The 16,727-nt window shown below is 71.5% G+C and carries 17 protein-coding genes; 10 read left to right on the top strand and 7 right to left on the bottom strand.

All coding sequences use genetic code 11. The annotated features are described in order from the left end of the window. The first annotated feature begins 102 nt into the window (after window positions 1–102). The 6 genes from ACFO9I_RS06940 to ACFO9I_RS06920 all read left to right on the top strand — a co-directional run bounded on the left by ACFO9I_RS06940 (window position 103) and on the right by ACFO9I_RS06920 (window position 5,922). The gene (locus ACFO9I_RS06940) at window positions 103–1,140 is read left to right on the top strand and encodes a hypothetical protein (protein WP_379179140.1); all 1,038 of its coding nucleotides are present in this window, start codon (window positions 103–105) and stop codon (window positions 1,138–1,140) included. A 122-nt stretch (window positions 1,141–1,262) separates the two neighbouring features. Beyond that, window positions 1,263–2,450, top strand: a complete 1,188-nt coding sequence (locus tag ACFO9I_RS06935) for an acyl-CoA dehydrogenase family protein (RefSeq protein ID WP_379179138.1) — start codon at window positions 1,263–1,265, stop codon at window positions 2,448–2,450. 40 nt (window positions 2,451–2,490) lie between these two features. Then, on the top strand, window positions 2,491–3,729 hold the full coding sequence (locus ACFO9I_RS06930) for a glucose-1-phosphate adenylyltransferase family protein (protein ID WP_379179136.1): 1,239 nt from the start codon (window positions 2,491–2,493) through the stop codon (window positions 3,727–3,729). Between the two features lie 74 nt (window positions 3,730–3,803). Beyond that, on the top strand, window positions 3,804–5,198 hold the full coding sequence (locus ACFO9I_RS06925; RefSeq protein ID WP_379179134.1) for an OFA family MFS transporter: 1,395 nt from the start codon (window positions 3,804–3,806) through the stop codon (window positions 5,196–5,198). After that, window positions 5,195–5,296 carry an MFS transporter small subunit gene (locus ACFO9I_RS23110; protein ID WP_417607677.1) on the top strand — a complete coding sequence of 34 codons (102 nt, stop codon included), beginning with the start codon at window positions 5,195–5,197 and terminating at the stop codon, window positions 5,294–5,296. Before ACFO9I_RS06925 ends, ACFO9I_RS23110 begins: the two co-directional genes overlap by 4 nt. A 74-nt stretch (window positions 5,297–5,370) precedes the next feature. Next, on the top strand, window positions 5,371–5,922 hold the full coding sequence (locus tag ACFO9I_RS06920; RefSeq protein ID WP_379179132.1) for a GtrA family protein: 552 nt from the start codon (window positions 5,371–5,373) through the stop codon (window positions 5,920–5,922). Here ACFO9I_RS06920 and ACFO9I_RS06915 read toward each other — a convergent pair. After that, window positions 5,867–6,466, bottom strand: a complete 600-nt coding sequence (locus ACFO9I_RS06915) for a Maf family protein (protein ID WP_379179130.1) — start codon at window positions 6,464–6,466, stop codon at window positions 5,867–5,869. The genes ACFO9I_RS06920 and ACFO9I_RS06915 overlap by 56 nt on opposite strands. A gap of 10 nt (window positions 6,467–6,476) precedes the next feature. After that, window positions 6,477–7,097: a TetR/AcrR family transcriptional regulator gene (locus ACFO9I_RS06910; protein WP_379179128.1), complete on the bottom strand. Its 621-nt coding sequence runs from the start codon at window positions 7,095–7,097 to the stop codon at window positions 6,477–6,479. Window positions 7,098–7,174: 77 nt separating this feature from the next. Between ACFO9I_RS06910 and ACFO9I_RS06905 the strand changes: the two genes are divergently transcribed. Genes ACFO9I_RS06905 through ACFO9I_RS06895 form a run of 3 tightly spaced genes read left to right on the top strand, consistent with a single transcriptional unit; the run spans window position 7,175 to window position 10,839 of the window. After that, window positions 7,175–8,605: a DHA2 family efflux MFS transporter permease subunit gene (locus ACFO9I_RS06905; protein ID WP_379179126.1), complete on the top strand. Its 1,431-nt coding sequence runs from the start codon at window positions 7,175–7,177 to the stop codon at window positions 8,603–8,605. Window positions 8,606–8,662: 57 nt separating this feature from the next. Beyond that, window positions 8,663–9,685, top strand: a complete 1,023-nt coding sequence (locus ACFO9I_RS06900) for a glycoside hydrolase family 6 protein (RefSeq protein ID WP_379179124.1) — start codon at window positions 8,663–8,665, stop codon at window positions 9,683–9,685. 29 nt (window positions 9,686–9,714) lie between these two features. Next, the gene (locus ACFO9I_RS06895) at window positions 9,715–10,839 is read left to right on the top strand and encodes a response regulator transcription factor (protein ID WP_379179122.1); all 1,125 of its coding nucleotides are present in this window, start codon (window positions 9,715–9,717) and stop codon (window positions 10,837–10,839) included. A gap of 200 nt (window positions 10,840–11,039) precedes the next feature. Here the strand turns inward: ACFO9I_RS06895 and ACFO9I_RS06890 are convergent, their stop codons facing one another. From ACFO9I_RS06890 to ACFO9I_RS06870, 5 genes are all read right to left on the bottom strand, one after another. Further along, on the bottom strand, window positions 11,040–11,576 hold the full coding sequence (locus tag ACFO9I_RS06890; protein ID WP_379179120.1) for an AAA family ATPase: 537 nt from the start codon (window positions 11,574–11,576) through the stop codon (window positions 11,040–11,042). Between the two features lie 58 nt (window positions 11,577–11,634). Beyond that, window positions 11,635–12,366 (bottom strand): hypothetical protein, encoded by a 732-nt coding sequence (locus ACFO9I_RS06885; protein WP_379179118.1) that lies wholly within the window; start codon window positions 12,364–12,366, stop codon window positions 11,635–11,637. 11 nt (window positions 12,367–12,377) lie between these two features. Further along, window positions 12,378–13,865 carry a glycosyltransferase family 2 protein gene (locus tag ACFO9I_RS06880; protein WP_379179116.1) on the bottom strand — a complete coding sequence of 496 codons (1,488 nt, stop codon included), beginning with the start codon at window positions 13,863–13,865 and terminating at the stop codon, window positions 12,378–12,380. Window positions 13,866–14,007: 142 nt separating this feature from the next. Next, window positions 14,008–14,268 (bottom strand): acyl-CoA carboxylase subunit epsilon, encoded by a 261-nt coding sequence (locus tag ACFO9I_RS06875; RefSeq protein WP_379179114.1) that lies wholly within the window; start codon window positions 14,266–14,268, stop codon window positions 14,008–14,010. Then, window positions 14,268–15,875 (bottom strand): acyl-CoA carboxylase subunit beta, encoded by a 1,608-nt coding sequence (locus tag ACFO9I_RS06870; protein WP_379179112.1) that lies wholly within the window; start codon window positions 15,873–15,875, stop codon window positions 14,268–14,270. The genes ACFO9I_RS06875 and ACFO9I_RS06870 overlap by 1 nt, the downstream gene beginning before the upstream one ends. 53 nt (window positions 15,876–15,928) lie before the next feature. On the opposite strand from ACFO9I_RS06870, the gene ACFO9I_RS06865 reads away from it, so the two are divergent. Next, entirely contained in the window at window positions 15,929–16,726 is a 798-nt protein-coding gene (locus ACFO9I_RS06865) for a biotin--[acetyl-CoA-carboxylase] ligase (RefSeq protein WP_379179110.1), read from the top strand. The last annotated feature ends 1 nt before the right edge of the window (window position 16,727 follow it).

Raw genomic sequence — 16,727 nt, 5'->3', positions numbered from 1 at the left:
CTCACCGGGCGTCGCCTTCGTCTCAGTTCACGCCACGATCACCGGCCATTCACGTCGACCGGGCACGGTTCTGACCACTGTCGTCTGCCTCGGAGGATCGCCATGCCCCGTGTCCGCACCGTCACCGTCCTGACCGCCCTCGCCCTCGCGGTCGCCGGATCCGGAGCCGCCCGGGCCGGATCCGGGACGCCCGGGACGCGGGACGACGGACCCGCAGCCGGCTACTCCTTCGCCGTGATCGGCGACGTGCCGTACGGCGCGGACCAGGTCGCGGCGTTCCCGGCGTGGATCGAGCAGATCAACCGGGACCCGGCGGTCCGTTCCGTGGTGCACCTCGGGGACATCAAGAACGGCTCCTCGGTCTGCAGCGACGACTACTTCCGGCTGATCCGCCGCGACTTCGACACGTTCGAGGACGGGCTGGTGTACACGCCCGGCGACAACGAGTGGACCGACTGCCACCGCGCGACCAACGGCGGCTACGACCCCCTCGAGCGGCTGCAGAAGGTGCGTGAGGTCTTCTTCGACCGCCCGGGCCGCACGCTTGGGCAGGACGCCTTCCGGGTCGCCTCGCAGGCCGGTCGCGGGTTCCCCGAGAACGTCACCTACCGCCGGGCCGGCGTCACCTTCGTGGCGGCGAACGTCACCGGCAGCAACAACGGGCTCCAGCCGTGGGAGGGGCTGGGCAACACCGAGCCGACCCCGGAGCAGCGGCGGGCCGTCGAGGGGCGCACGGCCGCCGACGTCGACGAGCTGCACGCGGCCTTCGCCGCGGCGCGGGCGCGGCACGACCGCGGGGTCGTGGTGCTGCAGCAGGCCGACATGTTCGACCCGTCGTACACGCCGACCTGGGACGACATCAGCGCCTTCCAGCCGTGGGTGCAGGCGCTGGTCGACGAGGCCTCGCGGTTCCCCGGCCCGGTCTACCTCCTCGACGGTGACAGCCACGTCTACAACACCGACCGCCCGCTGGCGTCCGGCTCCTCGTGGCTGGCGACCTACCGGGTGCGCGGCTCGGCGGACAACCTGACCCGGGTGACCGTCGACGGCTCCTCGAACAACACCGACTACCTGCGGGTGACCGTGGGTGCGCCCGGCGCGGACCTGCTGAGCTGGGAGCGGGTGCCCTACGCGGGCTGACCGATCGGTCCGGACCTCGCGTCCCGGCAACGGAGGAGGCGTCGACGGCTCGGTGCACCGCTGAGGCGCGAGCCCCTCCTGCGTGGTTAACAAACGCTAACCAACCGGGCTAGCATGGCGCCATGACGTACGAGCTGAGCCGTGAGCACGAGGAGTTCCGCCGCAGCGTCCGCGAGTTCGCGGAGGCCGAGATCGCGCCGCACGCCGCGCAGTGGGACCGCGACCACCACTTCCCGGTCGACGTGGTGCAGAAGATGGGCAAGCTCGGCCTCTTCGGCCTCACCGCCCCGGAGGAGTTCGGCGGCATGGGCGAGGACGGTGACTTCACCAGCCTCTGCGTCGCGATCGAGGAGATCGGCCGCGTCGACCAGTCGATGGGCATCACGCTCGAGGCCGCGGTCGGACTCGGCATCAACCCGATCCTGACCTACGGCACCGACGAGCAGAAGCAGACCTGGCTGCCCGACCTGGTGGCGGGGGAGCGGCTGGCCGGCTTCGGCCTGACCGAGCCGGGCGCCGGCTCCGACGCCGGGGCGACCCGCACCCGGGCCGAGCTCGACGGGGGCGAGTGGGTCGTCAACGGCTCCAAGCAGTTCATCACCAACTCCGGCTCGGAGATCACCAGCGTCGTCACCGTCACCGCCCGCACCGGCACGCGCGAGGGCGGCAAGCCCGAGATCTCCACGATCATCGTCCCGAGCGGCACTCCCGGCTTCACCGCGGAGAAGCCCTACGACAAGCTCGGCTGGCACGCCTCCGACACCCACCCGCTGAGCTTCGAGGACGTGCGCGTCCCCGAGGCGAACCTGCTCGGCGAGCGGGGCCGCGGCTACGCGCAGTTCCTGGCCACGCTCGACGACGGCCGCGTCGCGATCGCCGCGCTCGCGGTCGGCTGCATCCAGGCCTGCCTCGACATGAGCCTGCAGTACGCCGGGGAGCGGCAGACGTTCGGCGGTCCGATCGGGCGCAAGCAGGGCCTGGCCTTCCAGATCTCCGACCTCGAGGTGATGCTGCACGCCAGCCGCCTGCTCACCTACCGCGCGGCCGCGATGAAGGACGCGATGGACCGCGGCACCGGCGGCTCCATGAAGGAGTTCAAGCAGGCCGCGGCGGTCGCGAAGCTCTACACGACCGAGTCGGCCGTCACCGCGACCCGGATCGCCACCCAGGTCTTCGGCGGCTACGGCTTCATGGAGGAGTACCCCGTCGCGCGGTTCTACCGCGACGCCAAGGTGCTCGAGATCGGTGAGGGGACCAGCGAGGTCCAGCGGATGCTGATCGCCCGGGGGCTCGGCCTGCCGGTCGAGTGACCTGCGGCCGGGCGTCACCGGCCGCGTGCGAGGATGCCGCATGAGTCGTTCGCGAGTCCTCGCCATCGTCCAGGCCGGCGGCGCCGGCGGCCGGATGGACGTCCTCACCCGGGAGCGGGCCAAGCCGACCCTTCCCTTCGCAGGGGTCTACCAGCTGGTCGACTTCCCGCTGTCCAACCTCGTCCACTCGGGCGTCAGCGACGTGTGGCTGTCGGTGCAGTTCCAGGGATCCACGCTGGAGGAGCAGGTCGCGAACGGTCGGCCCTGGGACCTCGACCGCACGCGCGGCGGCCTGCGTCTGCTGATGCCCCAGGAAGGGACCGGCAGCCTCGACGAGGAGGGGTTCGCCCGGGGCAACGCGGACGAGCTGTTCCGGATCCGCGACCAGATCGCCGACCTGGACCCCGAGCTGGTCCTGGTCATGAGCGCCGACCACGTCTACCGCTTCGACTACCGCGAGGCCGTCGCCACGCACCACGCGCACGACGCGGAGCTCACCATCGTCACCTCCGAGGTGCCGGTCGCCGAGGCGAGCGACCACGCGACGGTCCAGGTGGCCGCGGACGGGCGGGTGAGCGGGTTCGCCTACAAGCCCGACGAGCCCGACACCACGACCGTGGCCACCGAGGTGTTCGTCTACGACGCCCGCGTCCTCGTGGAGGTCCTCGAGGAGCTGCACCGCGAGCTCTCGGCCGACGACGAGATCGGCGAGGACCCCGGTGACACGGGGCTGGGCGACTTCGGTGACCACCTGGTGCCTCGCCTGGTCGAGCGTGGCCGGGCCGTGGCGCACCCCATGCCCGGCTACTGGCGCGACCTCGGCCAGCCGCACCTCTACCTGCGCGCGCACCGCGACCTCCTCGGTGACGACCTCGGGGTGCTGGCCGAGCCCGGCTGGCCGGTGCTGACCCGGCAGCCGCAGCGGGTCCCGGCGCGGGTGCTCGACGGTGGGGTCGTCTCCGACAGCCTGCTGAGTCCCGGATCGCGGGTCGCCGGCCTGGTGCGCCGCAGTGTGCTCGGTCCCGGCGTCGTCGTCGAGGAGGGTGCGGAGGTCCACGACAGCGTGGTCTTCGCCGACACCGTCGTCCGTTCCGGCGCGCGCGTGCACTGGTCGGTGGTCGACACCGGCTGCGAGATCGGGGCCGCAACCGTCGGTGAGCCGGACGTCGACCTCGGGGCCGGCCCAGACCGGGTCACCCTCGTCGGGCGCGGATCGACCGTCGCCGCCGGGAGCAGCCTGGCGGCGGGCGCGCGCCTGGAGCCCGGCACCTCGGCCTGACCGCGGCCCGGGCGGCAGATGATTGAAATGTTGGCCACCGGGTATGACCTCCGTCATACAACCGGAGGTGTCTCGTGGTCCCTGCCCGCCTGTCCCGTGAGAGAACCGTCGCCGGACCGGGGTTCAGCCGCTGGCTGATCCCGCCGGCGGCCCTGGCGGTGCACCTGTGCATCGGCCAGGTCTACGCCACCAGCGTCTACAAGACGGCCCTGGTCGAGCACTTCGACACCAGCCTGACCGCCGTCGGTGTCATCTTCTCGATCGCGATCGTGATGCTGGGGCTCTCGGCGGCCGTCGCCGGGACGTGGGTGGACACCAACGGTCCGCGCGCGGCCATGGCCGTGGCGGCGCTGTTCTGGAGCGTCGGCTTCCTTGTCGCCGCCCTCGGCATCGGGTCCGGCCAGCTGTGGCTGGTCTACCTCGGGTACGGCGTCATCGGCGGCATCGGGCTCGGGATCGGCTACATCTCGCCGGTCTCGACGCTCATCAAGTGGTTCCCCGACCGGCCGGGCCTCGCGACCGGGATGGCGATCATGGGCTTCGGCGGTGGCGCGCTCATCGCGAGCCCGCTCAGCGCCCGGCTGATGGCGCTGTACGACTCGTCGTACGACGCCACGGACCCGACCTCGGTGCCCGACGGGCACGCGGTGATGCTGCTCTTCGTCACGCTCGCCGTCGTCTACCTGTGCTTCATGCTCTTCGGCGCGTTCACGGTCCGGGTGCCCGCCGACGGCTGGAAGCCGGACGGCTGGGACCCGGCCGAGGTGGCCGAGAAGTCCCTGGTCACGACCGCGAGCGTGTCGGCGAGGAATGCCGTGCGGACCCCGCAGTTCTGGCTGCTGTGGGTCGTGCTCTTCTGCAACGTGACCGCCGGGATCGGGATCCTCGAGCAGGCGGCACCGATGATCCAGGACTTCTTCCGCGACGGCGACGGCTCCAGCGTGAGCGCAGCCGCCGCCGCGGGCTTCGTCGGGCTGCTCTCGATCGCCAACATGACCGGCCGCTTCGTCTGGTCCACCACCTCGGACCTGATCGGACGCAAGCCGATCTACGTCCTCTACCTCGGGGTGGGGATCGGGCTCTACCTGCTGCTGGCGCTGGCGGGGTCCGGTTCCACTGCGCTGTTCGTCCTGCTGGCCGCGGTGATCATCTCCTTCTACGGCGGCGGCTTCGCGACCGTCCCGGCCTACCTGCGTGACCTGTTCGGCACCTTCCAGGTGGGCGCCATCCACGGCCGGCTGCTCACCGCGTGGTCCGCGGCCGGAGTGGCCGGACCGCTCATCGTCAACAAGTTCCTCGACGCCCAGGGCACGCCCGGCGAGCTGGTCGCCGCCGACTACCGCCCGGGGCTGCTGACCATGGTCGGCGTGCTCGCCGTGGGGCTGGTCGCCAACCTGCTGATCCGCCCGGTCGACTCCCGCTTCCACGAGCAGAGCGAGCAGGCCGAGAGAGAGGGGGCCGCGGCATGACCGCGCGCATCGTGAGTGCCTGGGCGCTGGTCGGCATCCCGCTGGCGTACGGCGTCGTCGAGACCGTCCGCAAGGCGGTGCCACTCTTCACCGGCTGATTCCGGGCCGCGCGGCGCGGCGACATGGCAGGTCCTGCCGGGGATGCGGTAGTGGGTTCGTTAGCCTTGGCTCCATGGGCAGCCGGTGGCAGCGGGTTCTCGCTGAAGGCGGCCGGTTCCTCGCGGTGGGGGGCGCGGCCACGCTCGTGGCCCTGGTGATCTTCAACTTCCTGGTCCACGGTTTCAACACCGCACACAGGGCGCTCCTCGACGACCACGTCATCTGGGCCTACGTCATCGCGAACAGCGTCGGCATGGTCATCAGCTACCGGGGTAGTCGCAGCTGGGCGTTCCGCGACCGGCCGCCGCGGCACGCCGACGGCGGGCGGGTCGCGTTCCTGGCCATCAACGTGCTGACCATGTCGCTGCCGATCGGCTGCCTGTGGATCAGCCGCAACGTCCTGGGCCTCGACGACCCGTACTCCGACAACATCTCGGCGAACGTGATCGGCCTGTTCCTCGGGCTGGTGGCCCGGTTCTACCTGTTCCGGACCTTCGTGTTCAGGCGGCCCGTGCACCTGCCCCACCTCGCGCTGCCGCACCCCTCGCTGGGCGACGTCGTCGAACCGGTCATCGAGACCACAGACTCGTCCACGTGTGTCCGAGCTCGGCGACCAGGTCTCTGACCAGCGGCAGGCTCACCCCGACCACGTTGTGGTGGTCGCCCTCGATGCCGGTGACGAAGGCCCCGCCGAGACCGTCGACGGTGAACGCGCCCGCGACGTGCAGCGGCTCGCCGGTGGCGACGTACGCCGCGATCTCCTCGTCGCTGAGGTCGGCGAAGTGCACGGTGGTCGACGCGGTCGCTGCCACGACGCGTCCCCCGACGGTCTCCCGCAGGCAGTGACCGGTCCGCAGGATCCCCGAGCGGCCACGCATCGAGCGCCAGCGCTGCTCGGCCTCCGCCGCGTCGGACGGCTTGCCGAGGGCCTCGCCGTCCAGCTCGAGGACCGAGTCGCACCCGAGCACCAGGGCGGCGTCTGGCAGGTCCGCGCGCGCCGCGACGGCGGCGCACTTGAGCTCGGCGAGCTGGAGCGCGAGCTCGGCCGGCGGGAGCCCGTCGAGCTGCGACTCGTCGACGCCGGAGACGATCACCAGCGGGTCGAGCCCGGCGCTGCGCAGGGTCGCGAGGCGAGCGGGTGACGCGGAGGCGAGGACCAGTGCGGGCACGCGGGAAACCCTAGCGGGGGTCGCCCGAGCCGGCGGACGCAGCGATGAGCGGCAGCGACTCGCCGAACGCGCAGGCGGTGAGCGCCGCCAGCGGGCCGGACTCCGCGCGGTGCTCCGGGGCCTGCATGGCGATCATGACGTTGAGCAGCATGCCCTGTGCGATGAAGTCCCGCGCCCGGTCGTCGGTGCAGCCGGTGCTGCGGATGACGTCGAAGATGCCCGCCATGCCCGCCCGGGCAGCGGCGCCGATCTCCTCGGTGCCGGCCGCGGTGAAGCCGTGCATCATCACCAGGAGGAAGTCGCGGTCGGCCAGCAGGCCGGTGTACGCCGCGCCGAGGCGCTCCCAGTCGGCCTCGCTGTCGGGGTCGAACGGGCGCTCGGCCAGCACGCCCTGGAAGGCGGCCGCGATCCGGCCGGTCGCGTGCGTGAAGACCTCGAGGAACAGCTCGAGCTTGGTGCCGAAGATGCGCACCACGTAGGGCTGGGAGACCCCCGCCTCCTTGGCGACCGCGTCCGTGCTGGTGCCGGCGTATCCGCGGCGGGCGAAGGCACGGGTGGCGGCGTCCAGGACCAGCTGGCGGCGGTCCTCGGCGCTCATCCGGGAGGCGGGCGCGGGGGTCTGGGAGGTCATGGTTGACAGGTTATCAGTCGATTACTTATCGTCGATACATAAGTAATCATTCAATGCCTTCTTGTGCAGGAGCTGCCATGTCCGTCCTCGAGTCACCGGCCGTCCCACCGGCCGCCAGCGCGGCGGCCGCCGCGCCCGCCGTCCGGCGGGTCCCGCTCTGGGTCGCGCTGGTCGCGACCTCGCTGCCCATGTTCATGGCCACGTTGGACAACCTGGTGATGACCAGCGCGCTGCCGGTGATCCGGGCCGACCTCGGCTCGTCGGTCGGACAGCTCTCGTGGTTCATGAACGCCTACACGCTGAGCTTCGCGACGTTCATGCTCACCGCCGCGACGCTGGGCGACCGGCTCGGACGGCGCCGGATGATGCTGATCGGCATCACGGTCTTCACGCTCGCCTCGGTCGCCTCGGCGCTGAGCAGCTCCTCGGAGGCGCTGATCGCGGCACGGGCCGTCCAGGGTCTCGGCGCGGCAGCGATCATGCCGCTCTCGCTCACGCTGCTGGCGGCTGCCGTGCCGCCGCAGATGCGAGCGGCGGCGATCGGCATCTGGGGCGGGGTGTCCGGGCTCGGGGTCGCTCTCGGCCCGGTCATCGGCGGAGCGGTGGTCGAGGGCGTCAGCTGGCAGGCGATCTTCTGGCTCAACGTGCCGGTCGCGCTGGTGGCCGTGCCGCTGCTGCTCGTCGCGGTGCCCGAGTCCCGCGGAGCCTGGCAGCGGCTGGACCTGGTGGGCGCCGGGCTGCTCGGCGGCGCCGTGTTCCTCGGGATCTGGGGGATCGTGCACGGCAACGACGACGGGTGGACCTCGCCCGGCGTGCTCGGCCCGCTGGTGGCGGCGGCCGCGCTGCTGCCGGCGTACCTGCTGTGGGCGCGCGGTCGCAGCCACGCGGTGCTGCCGCTGCGGCTGTTCGGCTCGCGCGGCTTCTCGGTGGCCAACGTGATCGGCCTGACCTTCACCATCGGCATGTTCGGCACGGTCTTCCTGCTGGCGCAGTACCTCCAGATCGTCCAGGGCTACACGCCGCTGGAGGCGGGGCTGCGGACCCTGCCGTGGACGGCCGCGCCCATGGTCGTGGCGCCGATCGCCGGCGCGATCGCCGGGCGCACCGGGCTGCGCTCGCTGCTCGTGACCGGCCTGGTCCTCCAGGCCGCCTCGCTGGTGTGGTTCGCCGCCCTGACCGAGAGCGGCTCGGCGTACGCCTCTTTCGTGCCGCCGCTGCTGCTGGCCGGTGTCGGCATGGGCCTGACCTTCGCGCCCTCCGCGACCGCCGTGCTCGACGGGCTCCCGGAGTCCGACTTCGCGGTGGCGAGCTCGGCCAACTCCACGGTGCGCGAGTTCGGCGTGGCGCTCGGCATCGCGCTGCTGACCGCGGTGTTCCTCGGCAACGGCGGGGAGCTGACGCCGGTGGGGTACGACGGCGCCATCGGCCCCGCGCTGCTCACCGGCGCCGCGGCCGTGGCGGTCGCGGTCGTGGCCGCCGTCCTCGCCCCCGGGCGGTCACGCGGCTGAGCCGCTGCCTCGGGCATGATGACGCCCGACCAGCCACGAGAGCCGAGGGGGTGCCGGGTGACCGACACGAAGTCCACCCGTCCCCGCGGTCTCGTGCTGGTCGGCGTCGGCGTGGTGGTCCTCCTGCTCGTCGTGGCCACCGGTGGGCTGCTCGTGGCCAGGGCGAAGCACGTCGGGCCGTGGGAGCGCGACCCGCAGGACCTCAACCGTTACGCCACCCAGGGCGGCTACGCCGACCCGGACTCGGGGGCCGCGCAGGCGGCCAGGCAGGCGACCGCCGACGGCGATGCGCGGTCGGCCGACGTCTTCGGCCGCCTCGCGGCCGTCCCGTCGGGGATCTGGCTCACCCCCGAGCAGTACCCCGCGGGCCAGGTCGGTCCCTACGTCTCCTCGGTCCTGGCCGCGGCCGACGAGCAGGACGCGGTCGCGACGCTCGTCGTCTACGGCGTCCCCGACCGGGACTGCAGCGGCGGCTACTCCGCGGGTGGGCTGGCCGAGGACGAGTACGCCCCGTGGGTGCAGGAGATCGCCTCGGCCGCCTCCGGCCACGACAGTGCCGTGGTCGTGCTCGAGCCGGACGCCCTGGCCGCCACGGTCGCCTGTGGTGACGAGAAGGGCCGGGTCGCCCTCATCGGGGACGCGGTCGCCCGGATGAGCGACGCCGGGGTGACGACGTACGTCGACGGCGGGCACTCCAACTGGGTGACGCCCGGCGACATGGCACGGCTGCTGCGCGAGGTCGGGGTCGGGAAGATCCGGGGATTCGCCACCAACGTCGCCAACTTCCAGACCGACCTGGACGAGCAGTCCTACGCCGAGCGGGTCAGCGAGCTGAGCGGTGGCGGGCACTTCGTGATCGACACCGGGCGCAACGGCAAGGGCTCGACCGACGACTGGTGCAACCCGCCGGGCAGGGCCTTCGGGACCATGCCCGGGTATGTCGACGACGGCAGCCGGCTGGACGCGTTCGTGTGGGTCAAGCCCCCGGGCGAGAGCGACGGTGAGTGCGGCGGAGGCCCCACTGCGGGGGAGTTCTGGCCGCAACGTGCTCTCGAGATGGCAAGCGAGTCCGGGTGGTGACGGGCTCGGAGATTGTTAGCATCCACCCCATGCCAGGGGATGAGTGGGTCGCCGTGATCATCGAGGACGACCCCGACGTGCGTGACCTGATCGACATCGTCCTCACGCAGTCGGGCTTCCGCACCATCGTCACGGAGGACGGGCCGACCGGGGTGGACGCGGTGCGCACGCACAACCCGCTCATCACCACGCTGGACGTGAACATGCCCGGCATGGACGGCTTCGCCGTCGCCAAGCGGCTTCGTGAGTTCAGCAGCACCTACCTGATCATGATCACCGCGCTCGCCGACGAGATCGACGTGGTCCAGGGGTTCGAGGCCGGCGCCGACGACTACCTGGTCAAGCCGTTCCGGCCCCGCGAGCTGCGCGCCCGGGCCGACTCGATGCTGCGCCGGCCGCGGTCGCGCAACGAGGTCCCGTCGGGGTGGACCGACGAGCCCGCCGCGCCCCCGGCGCCGCCCCAGCCGGAGTCCTGGGCAGCCGCCGCCGCCCGCGACCTGCTGACCAACGCGTCGCCGGCTCCGGCACAGTCGTCGCCTCCGCCGCAGCAGCCCGCTCAGCAGCCGCAACCGGTCCAGCAGTCGCAGCCCGTGGCGCCGCCCGCCCAGCCCCAGTCCGCCCAGCCCCAGTCGGCCCAGCCCCCGTCGGACCAGCCCCCGTCGGCCCCTCAGCCCCCGTCGGCACAGCCGCGGCAGTCGGTCGAGCCGACGCCCCTCCAGCCCGGTCCCGTCCGGGCGACGCCTCCGGAGCAGCCGGTCGGGCCAACGCCCGCCCCGACCCCCGTGGTCGCCGTGGCGCACGCCTTCGGAGCGGCGCGCGTCGACGGGGCGTGGCTGAGGTTCAGCGACCTCGCGCTCAACGCCGAGAGCCGGGTCGTCACCGTCGGCGGTGGCGCCGTCGACCTGAGCCGGCCCGAGTTCGACCTGCTGGCCTCGTTGCTCGGGACCGGACGTCGGGTCCGCAGCAAGGCCGACCTGGTCCTCACCATGCGCGGCCAGCAGTACGTCACGTCGTACTTCGTCAACGAGGCCGACAAGCGGTCCGTCGAGGTCCACATCGCCAACCTGCGGCGCAAGCTCGGCGACGACGGCGCAGTGCCCCGCTACATCGAGACCGTGCGCGGCGTCGGCTACCGGATGGCCGAGGCCGCCTGAGCCCGACCGGGTTCGTCACGGATCCGAGGGGGCTCCCCACCAGGGTGCTGTCCTGCTTTGAACAAACGTTTGTTCAAAGCAGGGAGGACTCCTCGCCGGATCGCACCGAGGCCGACGAGGACCCCGGGGCTCCCGCAGCGCGGATGCTCGAGCGCCGTGTACATGACAGCGCCGATGGGCGAGCGCCGGCAGGTGACCCGTCAGCAGACGGACGGCGGCCACCGGTGCGCGCGCCACTCGTCCCACGTCGCGAAGCCGGCGGGCGGGTCCCCGACGGGTTCGCTGCCGTCGAGCTCACCCGGTGTCGGGACGTCGATGCGGGCGGCCCACTCGGTGAGCTCCCGGTCCGACATGGGCCAGCTCGAGTGGGGCGCCAGTGCCTGGCGCTGGTCGAGCCGGCGCCGCTGCTCCGCCGGGTCCAGCTCGAAGTAGTGGATCTCCACCACCGCGCCGCGGTCCGCTGCCGCCTGCCGCAGTGCGGCGCGCTCGTCCCGGGACCAGAGGCCGTAGTCGATGACGACGTTGACGCCCAGCTCGAGCGCGCGCAGCCCGACCTGGATGAGCCGGCCCTCGATCACGCCCTGGGCCTCCGGCGGGTTCTCGTGCCCGTAGAGCGCCTTGACCCACTCGTCCTTGGTGAGCCGAAGGGCTCGCTGCTCCACCTCCAACCGCCGCGCCCCGGTGGTCTTGCCGGTCCCCGGGAGCCCCACGGTGAGGAACAGTGTCGGTCCCGTCATCAGCACCCCTGTCGAAGCGAATGCCCCATGATCGCTGATCTCGGTCGGTCGGCGTCGGTCAGTTGGCGTCGACCGGGATCGAGGCGACCGAGGTGGGCTTCTTCGACTCGAAGATCGCGATCGGCACGGTCTGCCTGATCTGGCGCCGGTAGAACTGGCTCGAGCCGGGGGCCCGCTGGATGTTGACCGTCGCGGTGAACATCAGGTCCAGGCCACGGGTGTCGAGGGACATCGGACCGATCCGCTGGTTGCGCAGCTCGAAAGCGCCCTTGGGGGAGGTGATGATCATGCCGTACGGCGTGGTCACCGGCTCCGGGTCGAAGGTGATCTCCTTGGCCACCGCGTCCAGCTCGTAGGGGTGCTGGGTCTTCCCGCCCCCGGTCGTCTTGGTCCGGGAGGTCACCGTGATGTGGCTGAGGTAGACCTTGCGCTTCGTCGCGAAGGGGTCGCGCAGCTTCCGGTTCAGGTCATAGGCCTGGAACGTGAACGAGAAGAACTTGTTGCCGCGCGGGTACCACTCGTTGGTCCGCGGGGTCGACTTGGTCGGGTAGAGCGTGTAGACGAAGTCGAGCCCGTTCACCTTGACGTGCGACTGGAAGGTGCCGTCCCGGGTGAACTGGGAGTCGTACGGCGCAGGCGTGGCCACGGCCGGCTTCGGCGACGCGGCGTCGGTGGACCCGCCCCCACCGAGACCGAGGGCCCCACAGCCGCTCAGCGCCGCCTGGAGGGCGGCCAGCACCACCACCACGGTGACCAGACGGGCGGCCCGAGTCTTGCCGGTCCTCGTCATCGGTGTTCCTCTCATGCCTGGTAGCCGCGGTAGCGGCGCATCGACTTCAGCAGCATCCACGCGGTCTGGGCGATGGTGATCACGCCCAGGATCGGCCAGCCGATCGCCAGGATGTCCGACTGGGTCTGGATCGGGACCTGCGCCCACGCCACCCCCGCGGCGACGAAGAACAGCACGAGGGCCACGAACGGGTACAGCCAGGCGATGCCCTTGCCGCGCTCCGCCTTGGCCTGGGCCGCCCAGTTGTCGGTCTGCTGGCGGCTGAAGAACTTCAGCCAGGCGCGCACGAAGTGCCCCATCCGGATGACCATGTAGAGCTCGGCGGGGAACAGCAGCAGCACGAACAGGTAGTCCTTGATGTTGCGGAACTTCATCGAGTGCGCGACCCGGAAGTTCAGCAGCACGGCCGCCGTCGGGGGGATCAGCCACCACGCCCGGAAGACGAACGCGTGGATGGAGAGCGCGCCGAGGAGCAGCAGGAAGAACATCAGGCGGGTGGTCATGTTGACGACCATCGACATGTGCTCGAACCACCGCAGCCGCAGGTTCGGGTGGAAGGGCTGGCCGCGGGTGTCGCCGCGCTGGCCGGGCCACATCAGGTCGATCGCGCCGAAGTTCCACTTCACCTGCTGGGCGTCCAGCGAGCGCAGGGTGGTCATGCCGCCGACGTGGGCGCGCGCCTGGGCGCTGATCTTGGTCAGGTAGCCGGCGCTCTTGATCTGCAGCGAGAGCAGGGAGTCCTCGACCTCGCTGTCGTTGACCCACGGGGTGCGCTGGTGGCTGTCGCGCATCACGTCGCGCAGCGCCTGGGTGGAGAAGATCGAGAACTGGCCGCCGAGCACGGCCATGTTGCGGCCCTTCAGCATGTTCTGCATGTTGAAGGCCGCGAACTGGGCGCGCTGGCCGGCGATCAGGAACTTCGCCATCAGGCCGTCCATGGCGCTGTCGTCGATGCTGTAGATCGCGGAGATGCCGCCGATCCGGTCGTCGCTGGCGATCTCGTTGACCAGGTGCTCGACCGCGTCCGGCTCGGGCGTGGTGTCGCCGTCGACGCCGAGCAGGTAGTCCATGGTCTCGACCAGGGAGTAGCCGTAGTTGAGCGCCCCGACCTTCTTGTCGGGGTTCTTGCCGATGTCGTGGATGTAGATGACCGTGCTCTGCTCGCCGGACGGGGTCATCCGGGTGTGCGGGCCGGCGTAGTGCGAGGCGATCTCGACGGAGTCGTCGCTGCTGTTGTTGACGATGACGTGGATCGTGTCCGGGATCCGGGTCTGCTGGAGCAGCGAGTCCAGCACGCCCGCGATGGTCTCGGCCTCGTTGTAGGCCGGGATCACGCACCCGACGGTGGGGCGGTAGGTCGGGATCGAGTCGACCTCGTCGAGGAACTGGTCGGCGTACGCCGCGAGGGTCGGGTCGGGGACCCGGACGTAGGAGGCCTCGGGGTCGGGCATCCGCGCCGGGGGCACCACCGCGCCCGGGGCCACGTCTTCCGGTCTCACGATCCTCGTCTCCAGTCAGGTCGGCCCGAGCGAGCCGACGCCCGGTTCATCCCCCAGTCTGGGGACGCGAACTCAAGTCGCGAGCGCGAAACCGCAAAGTTCTGCCGTGTTTTTCCTCAAGAAGCGCACGTCGTGGAAGACGTCACCGCGGCAGGCCGCTGGCGCGCCAGCCGCCGGGGCCGTGGGGGAGGCTGGCGCGGAGCTTGCGGTGGTGTGACTGCCACTCGGGCTTGCGGCGGGGCGTCGGTGCCTCGCCGCCGCCGAGGGAGGACAGCACCGTCACCAGCGCCGCGATCTCCTCCGGCGTGGCGTTCGGGCTGACGACCTTCAGCAACGGCTCGATCTCGGGACTCTCGACGGCCTCGGCCGGCGCGTGCGTGTTCCCGGCGCTCGCAGTGGCCATCAGAGGGGGATGTTCCCGTGCTTCTTGGCGGGCAGGGTCTCGCGCTTGGAGCGCAGCAGCCGGAGGGCGCGGACGACCTCGACGCGGGTCTCGTGGGGGGAGATGACGGCGTCGACGTAGCCGCGTTCGGCGGCGACGTAGGGGTTGGCGAGGGTGTCCTCGTACTCGGTGATCAGCTCGGCGCGCTTGGCCTCGGGGTCCGAGGCGTCCTTGAGCTCGTTGCGGTAGAGGATGTTGACCGCGCCCTGGGCGCCCATGACCGCGATCTGGGCGGTGGGCCAGGCGAGGTTGATGTCGGCGCCGAGGTGCTTGGAGCCCATCACGTCATAGGCGCCGCCGTAGGCCTTGCGGGTGATGATCGTGACCAGCGGGACGGTGGCCTCGGCGTAGGCGTAGATCAGCTTCGCGCCGCGGCGGATGATGCCGTTCCACTCCTGGTCGGTGCCGGGCAGAAAGCCGGGCACGTCGACGAAGGTCAGCACCGGGATGTTGAACGCGTCGCAGGTGCGCACGAACCGGGCGGCCTTCTCGGAGGCGTCGATGTCGAGGGTGCCGGCGAACTGCATCGGCTGGTTGGCCACCACGCCCACCGGTCGGCCCTCGACGCGGCCGAAGCCGACGATGATGTTGGGCGCGAACATCGCCTGGACCTCGAGGAACTCCTCCTCGTCCACGACCGCCGCGATCACCTCGTGCATGTCGTAGGGCTGGTTGGGGGAGTCCGGGATCAGGGCGTCCAGGGCCTGGTCCAGCTCGGAGAGGTCGAGGTCCGCGGGGTCGTCGTAGGCCGGTGGCTCGTCGAGGTTGTTCTGCGGGAGGAAGGAGAGCAGCGCCTTGACGTAGTCGAGCGCGTCCTCCTCGTCGGTGCCCATGTAGTGGGCGTTGCCCGACCTGGTGTTGTGGGTGCGGGCGCCGCCGAGCTCCTCCATCGAGACGTCCTCGCCGGTGACGGTCTTGATCACGTCGGGGCCGGTGATGAACATGTTGGAGGTGCCGTCGACCATGATCGTGAAGTCGGTCACCGCGGGGGAGTAGACGTGGCCGCCGGCGCAGGAGCCCATGATCAGGCTGATCTGCGGGATCACGCCGGAGGCGTGCACGTTGCGGCGGAAGATCTCGCCGTACAGGCCGAGGGAGACCACGCCCTCCTGGATGCGGGCCCCGGCGCCCTCGTTGATGCCGATGATCGGGCAGCCGGTCTTGATGGCCAGGTCCATCACCTTGGTGATCTTCTCGCCGTAGACCTCGCCCAGCGAGCCACCGAAGACGGTGAAGTCCTGGGAGAACACGCAGACCTGGCGGCCGTCGATGGTGCCGTAACCGGTCACCACGCCGTCGCCGTAGGGGCGCTTCTTCTCCAGCCCGAACGCGGTCGAGCGGTGTCGGGCCAGCTCGTCGAGCTCGACGAACGAGCCCTCGTCGAAGAGCAGCTCGATCCGCTCCCGGGCGGTCTTGCGGCCCTTGGCGTGCTGCTTCTCCACCGCCTTGGCCGACCCCGCGTGCACGGCCTCGTCGAGGCGCCGGTCCAGATCGGCCAGCTTGCCCGCCGTGGTGTGGATGTCGATGTCTTCGGGGACGTCGGTGCCCTCGCCCGGCTGTGCGCTCACTTCTGGTGGCCTCCTGGTCGACCTCGTCAAGTCCGTGGGCCAATGTAGTGCCCATGACCGGTGACCTGCCTCCGCGCCCATCCCTCGACGCCGATCGCCTCGCCGCCGGCCCACCCGGCCTGGTCGTCGAGGTGGTCGACGCGGCGCCCTCCACCAACGCCGTGGTCGCCGCACGTGCCCGTGCCGGCGCGGGAGAGGGCCTCGTCGTGGTCGCCGAGCACCAGACCTCGGGGCGCGGGCGGCTCGACCGGACCTGGGAGACGCCCGCCCGGGCGGCCCTCACGTTCTCGGTGCTGCTGTGCCCGGAGGTGGAGCCGACGGAGTGGCCGTGGCTGCCCCTGATGACGGGGTACGCCGTGGCCCGGGCGCTGCGGGAGGTCGGCGTCGCCGCCGAGGTGAAGTGGCCCAACGACGTGCTCGTCGGCGAGCGCAAGGTGGCCGGCATCCTGGTCGAGCGCGTCGAGACCGCGGCCGGTCCGGCCGCCGTCGTCGGCGTCGGGATCAACGTCAGCACCACCCGCGAGGAGCTGCCGATCGAGGCCGCGACCTCGCTCGCCCTCGAGGCCGGCGCGACCCCGGACCGCACCGAGGTCCTGCTGCTGGTCCTCGGCGCGCTGCGGGAGGAGTACGACGCCTGGCGGGCGGGTGGGTCGGCCACCCTGCACGCGGCGTACCTGCGCGCCTGCGCGACCGTCGGCCGCGAGGTCCGGGTCGGCCTCCCGGGGGGCGGCTCGCTGACCGGGCGGGCCACCCGCGTCGACGCCGGCGGCCGGCTCGTCGTGGACGGACCCGAGGGTGAGGTGGCCGTCGGCGCCGGCGACGTGGTGCACGTGCGTTCGGTCACCGGCTGAC

This window comes from Nocardioides sp. GCM10023255, from assembly GCF_042653125.1.
In the GTDB taxonomy this organism is placed as follows: domain Bacteria; phylum Actinomycetota; class Actinomycetes; order Propionibacteriales; family Nocardioidaceae; genus Nocardioides.
This window is presented reverse-complemented; position numbering and strand designations above follow the sequence as displayed.

What these genes read in the sequence shown, in the direction of transcription:
- ACFO9I_RS06940 (WP_379179140.1), top strand. Translation starts at nt 103, where the DNA reads ATGCCCCGTGTCCGCACCGTCACCGTCCTGACCGCCCTCGCCCTCGCG.
- ACFO9I_RS06935 (WP_379179138.1), top strand. Translation starts at nt 1,263, where the DNA reads ATGACGTACGAGCTGAGCCGTGAGCACGAGGAGTTCCGCCGCAGCGTC.
- ACFO9I_RS06930 (WP_379179136.1), top strand. Translation starts at nt 2,491, where the DNA reads ATGAGTCGTTCGCGAGTCCTCGCCATCGTCCAGGCCGGCGGCGCCGGC.
- ACFO9I_RS23110 (WP_417607677.1), top strand. Translation starts at nt 5,195, where the DNA reads ATGACCGCGCGCATCGTGAGTGCCTGGGCGCTGGTCGGCATCCCGCTG.
- ACFO9I_RS06920 (WP_379179132.1), top strand. Translation starts at nt 5,371, where the DNA reads ATGGGCAGCCGGTGGCAGCGGGTTCTCGCTGAAGGCGGCCGGTTCCTC.
- ACFO9I_RS06910 (WP_379179128.1), bottom strand. Translation starts at nt 7,097, where the DNA reads ATGACCTCCCAGACCCCCGCGCCCGCCTCCCGGATGAGCGCCGAGGAC.
- ACFO9I_RS06905 (WP_379179126.1), top strand. Translation starts at nt 7,175, where the DNA reads ATGTCCGTCCTCGAGTCACCGGCCGTCCCACCGGCCGCCAGCGCGGCG.
- ACFO9I_RS06895 (WP_379179122.1), top strand. Translation starts at nt 9,715, where the DNA reads ATGCCAGGGGATGAGTGGGTCGCCGTGATCATCGAGGACGACCCCGAC.
- ACFO9I_RS06890 (WP_379179120.1), bottom strand. Translation starts at nt 11,576, where the DNA reads ATGACGGGACCGACACTGTTCCTCACCGTGGGGCTCCCGGGGACCGGC.
- ACFO9I_RS06885 (WP_379179118.1), bottom strand. Translation starts at nt 12,366, where the DNA reads ATGACGAGGACCGGCAAGACTCGGGCCGCCCGTCTGGTCACCGTGGTG.
- ACFO9I_RS06875 (WP_379179114.1), bottom strand. Translation starts at nt 14,268, where the DNA reads ATGGCCACTGCGAGCGCCGGGAACACGCACGCGCCGGCCGAGGCCGTC.
- ACFO9I_RS06865 (WP_379179110.1), top strand. Translation starts at nt 15,929, where the DNA reads ATGACCGGTGACCTGCCTCCGCGCCCATCCCTCGACGCCGATCGCCTC.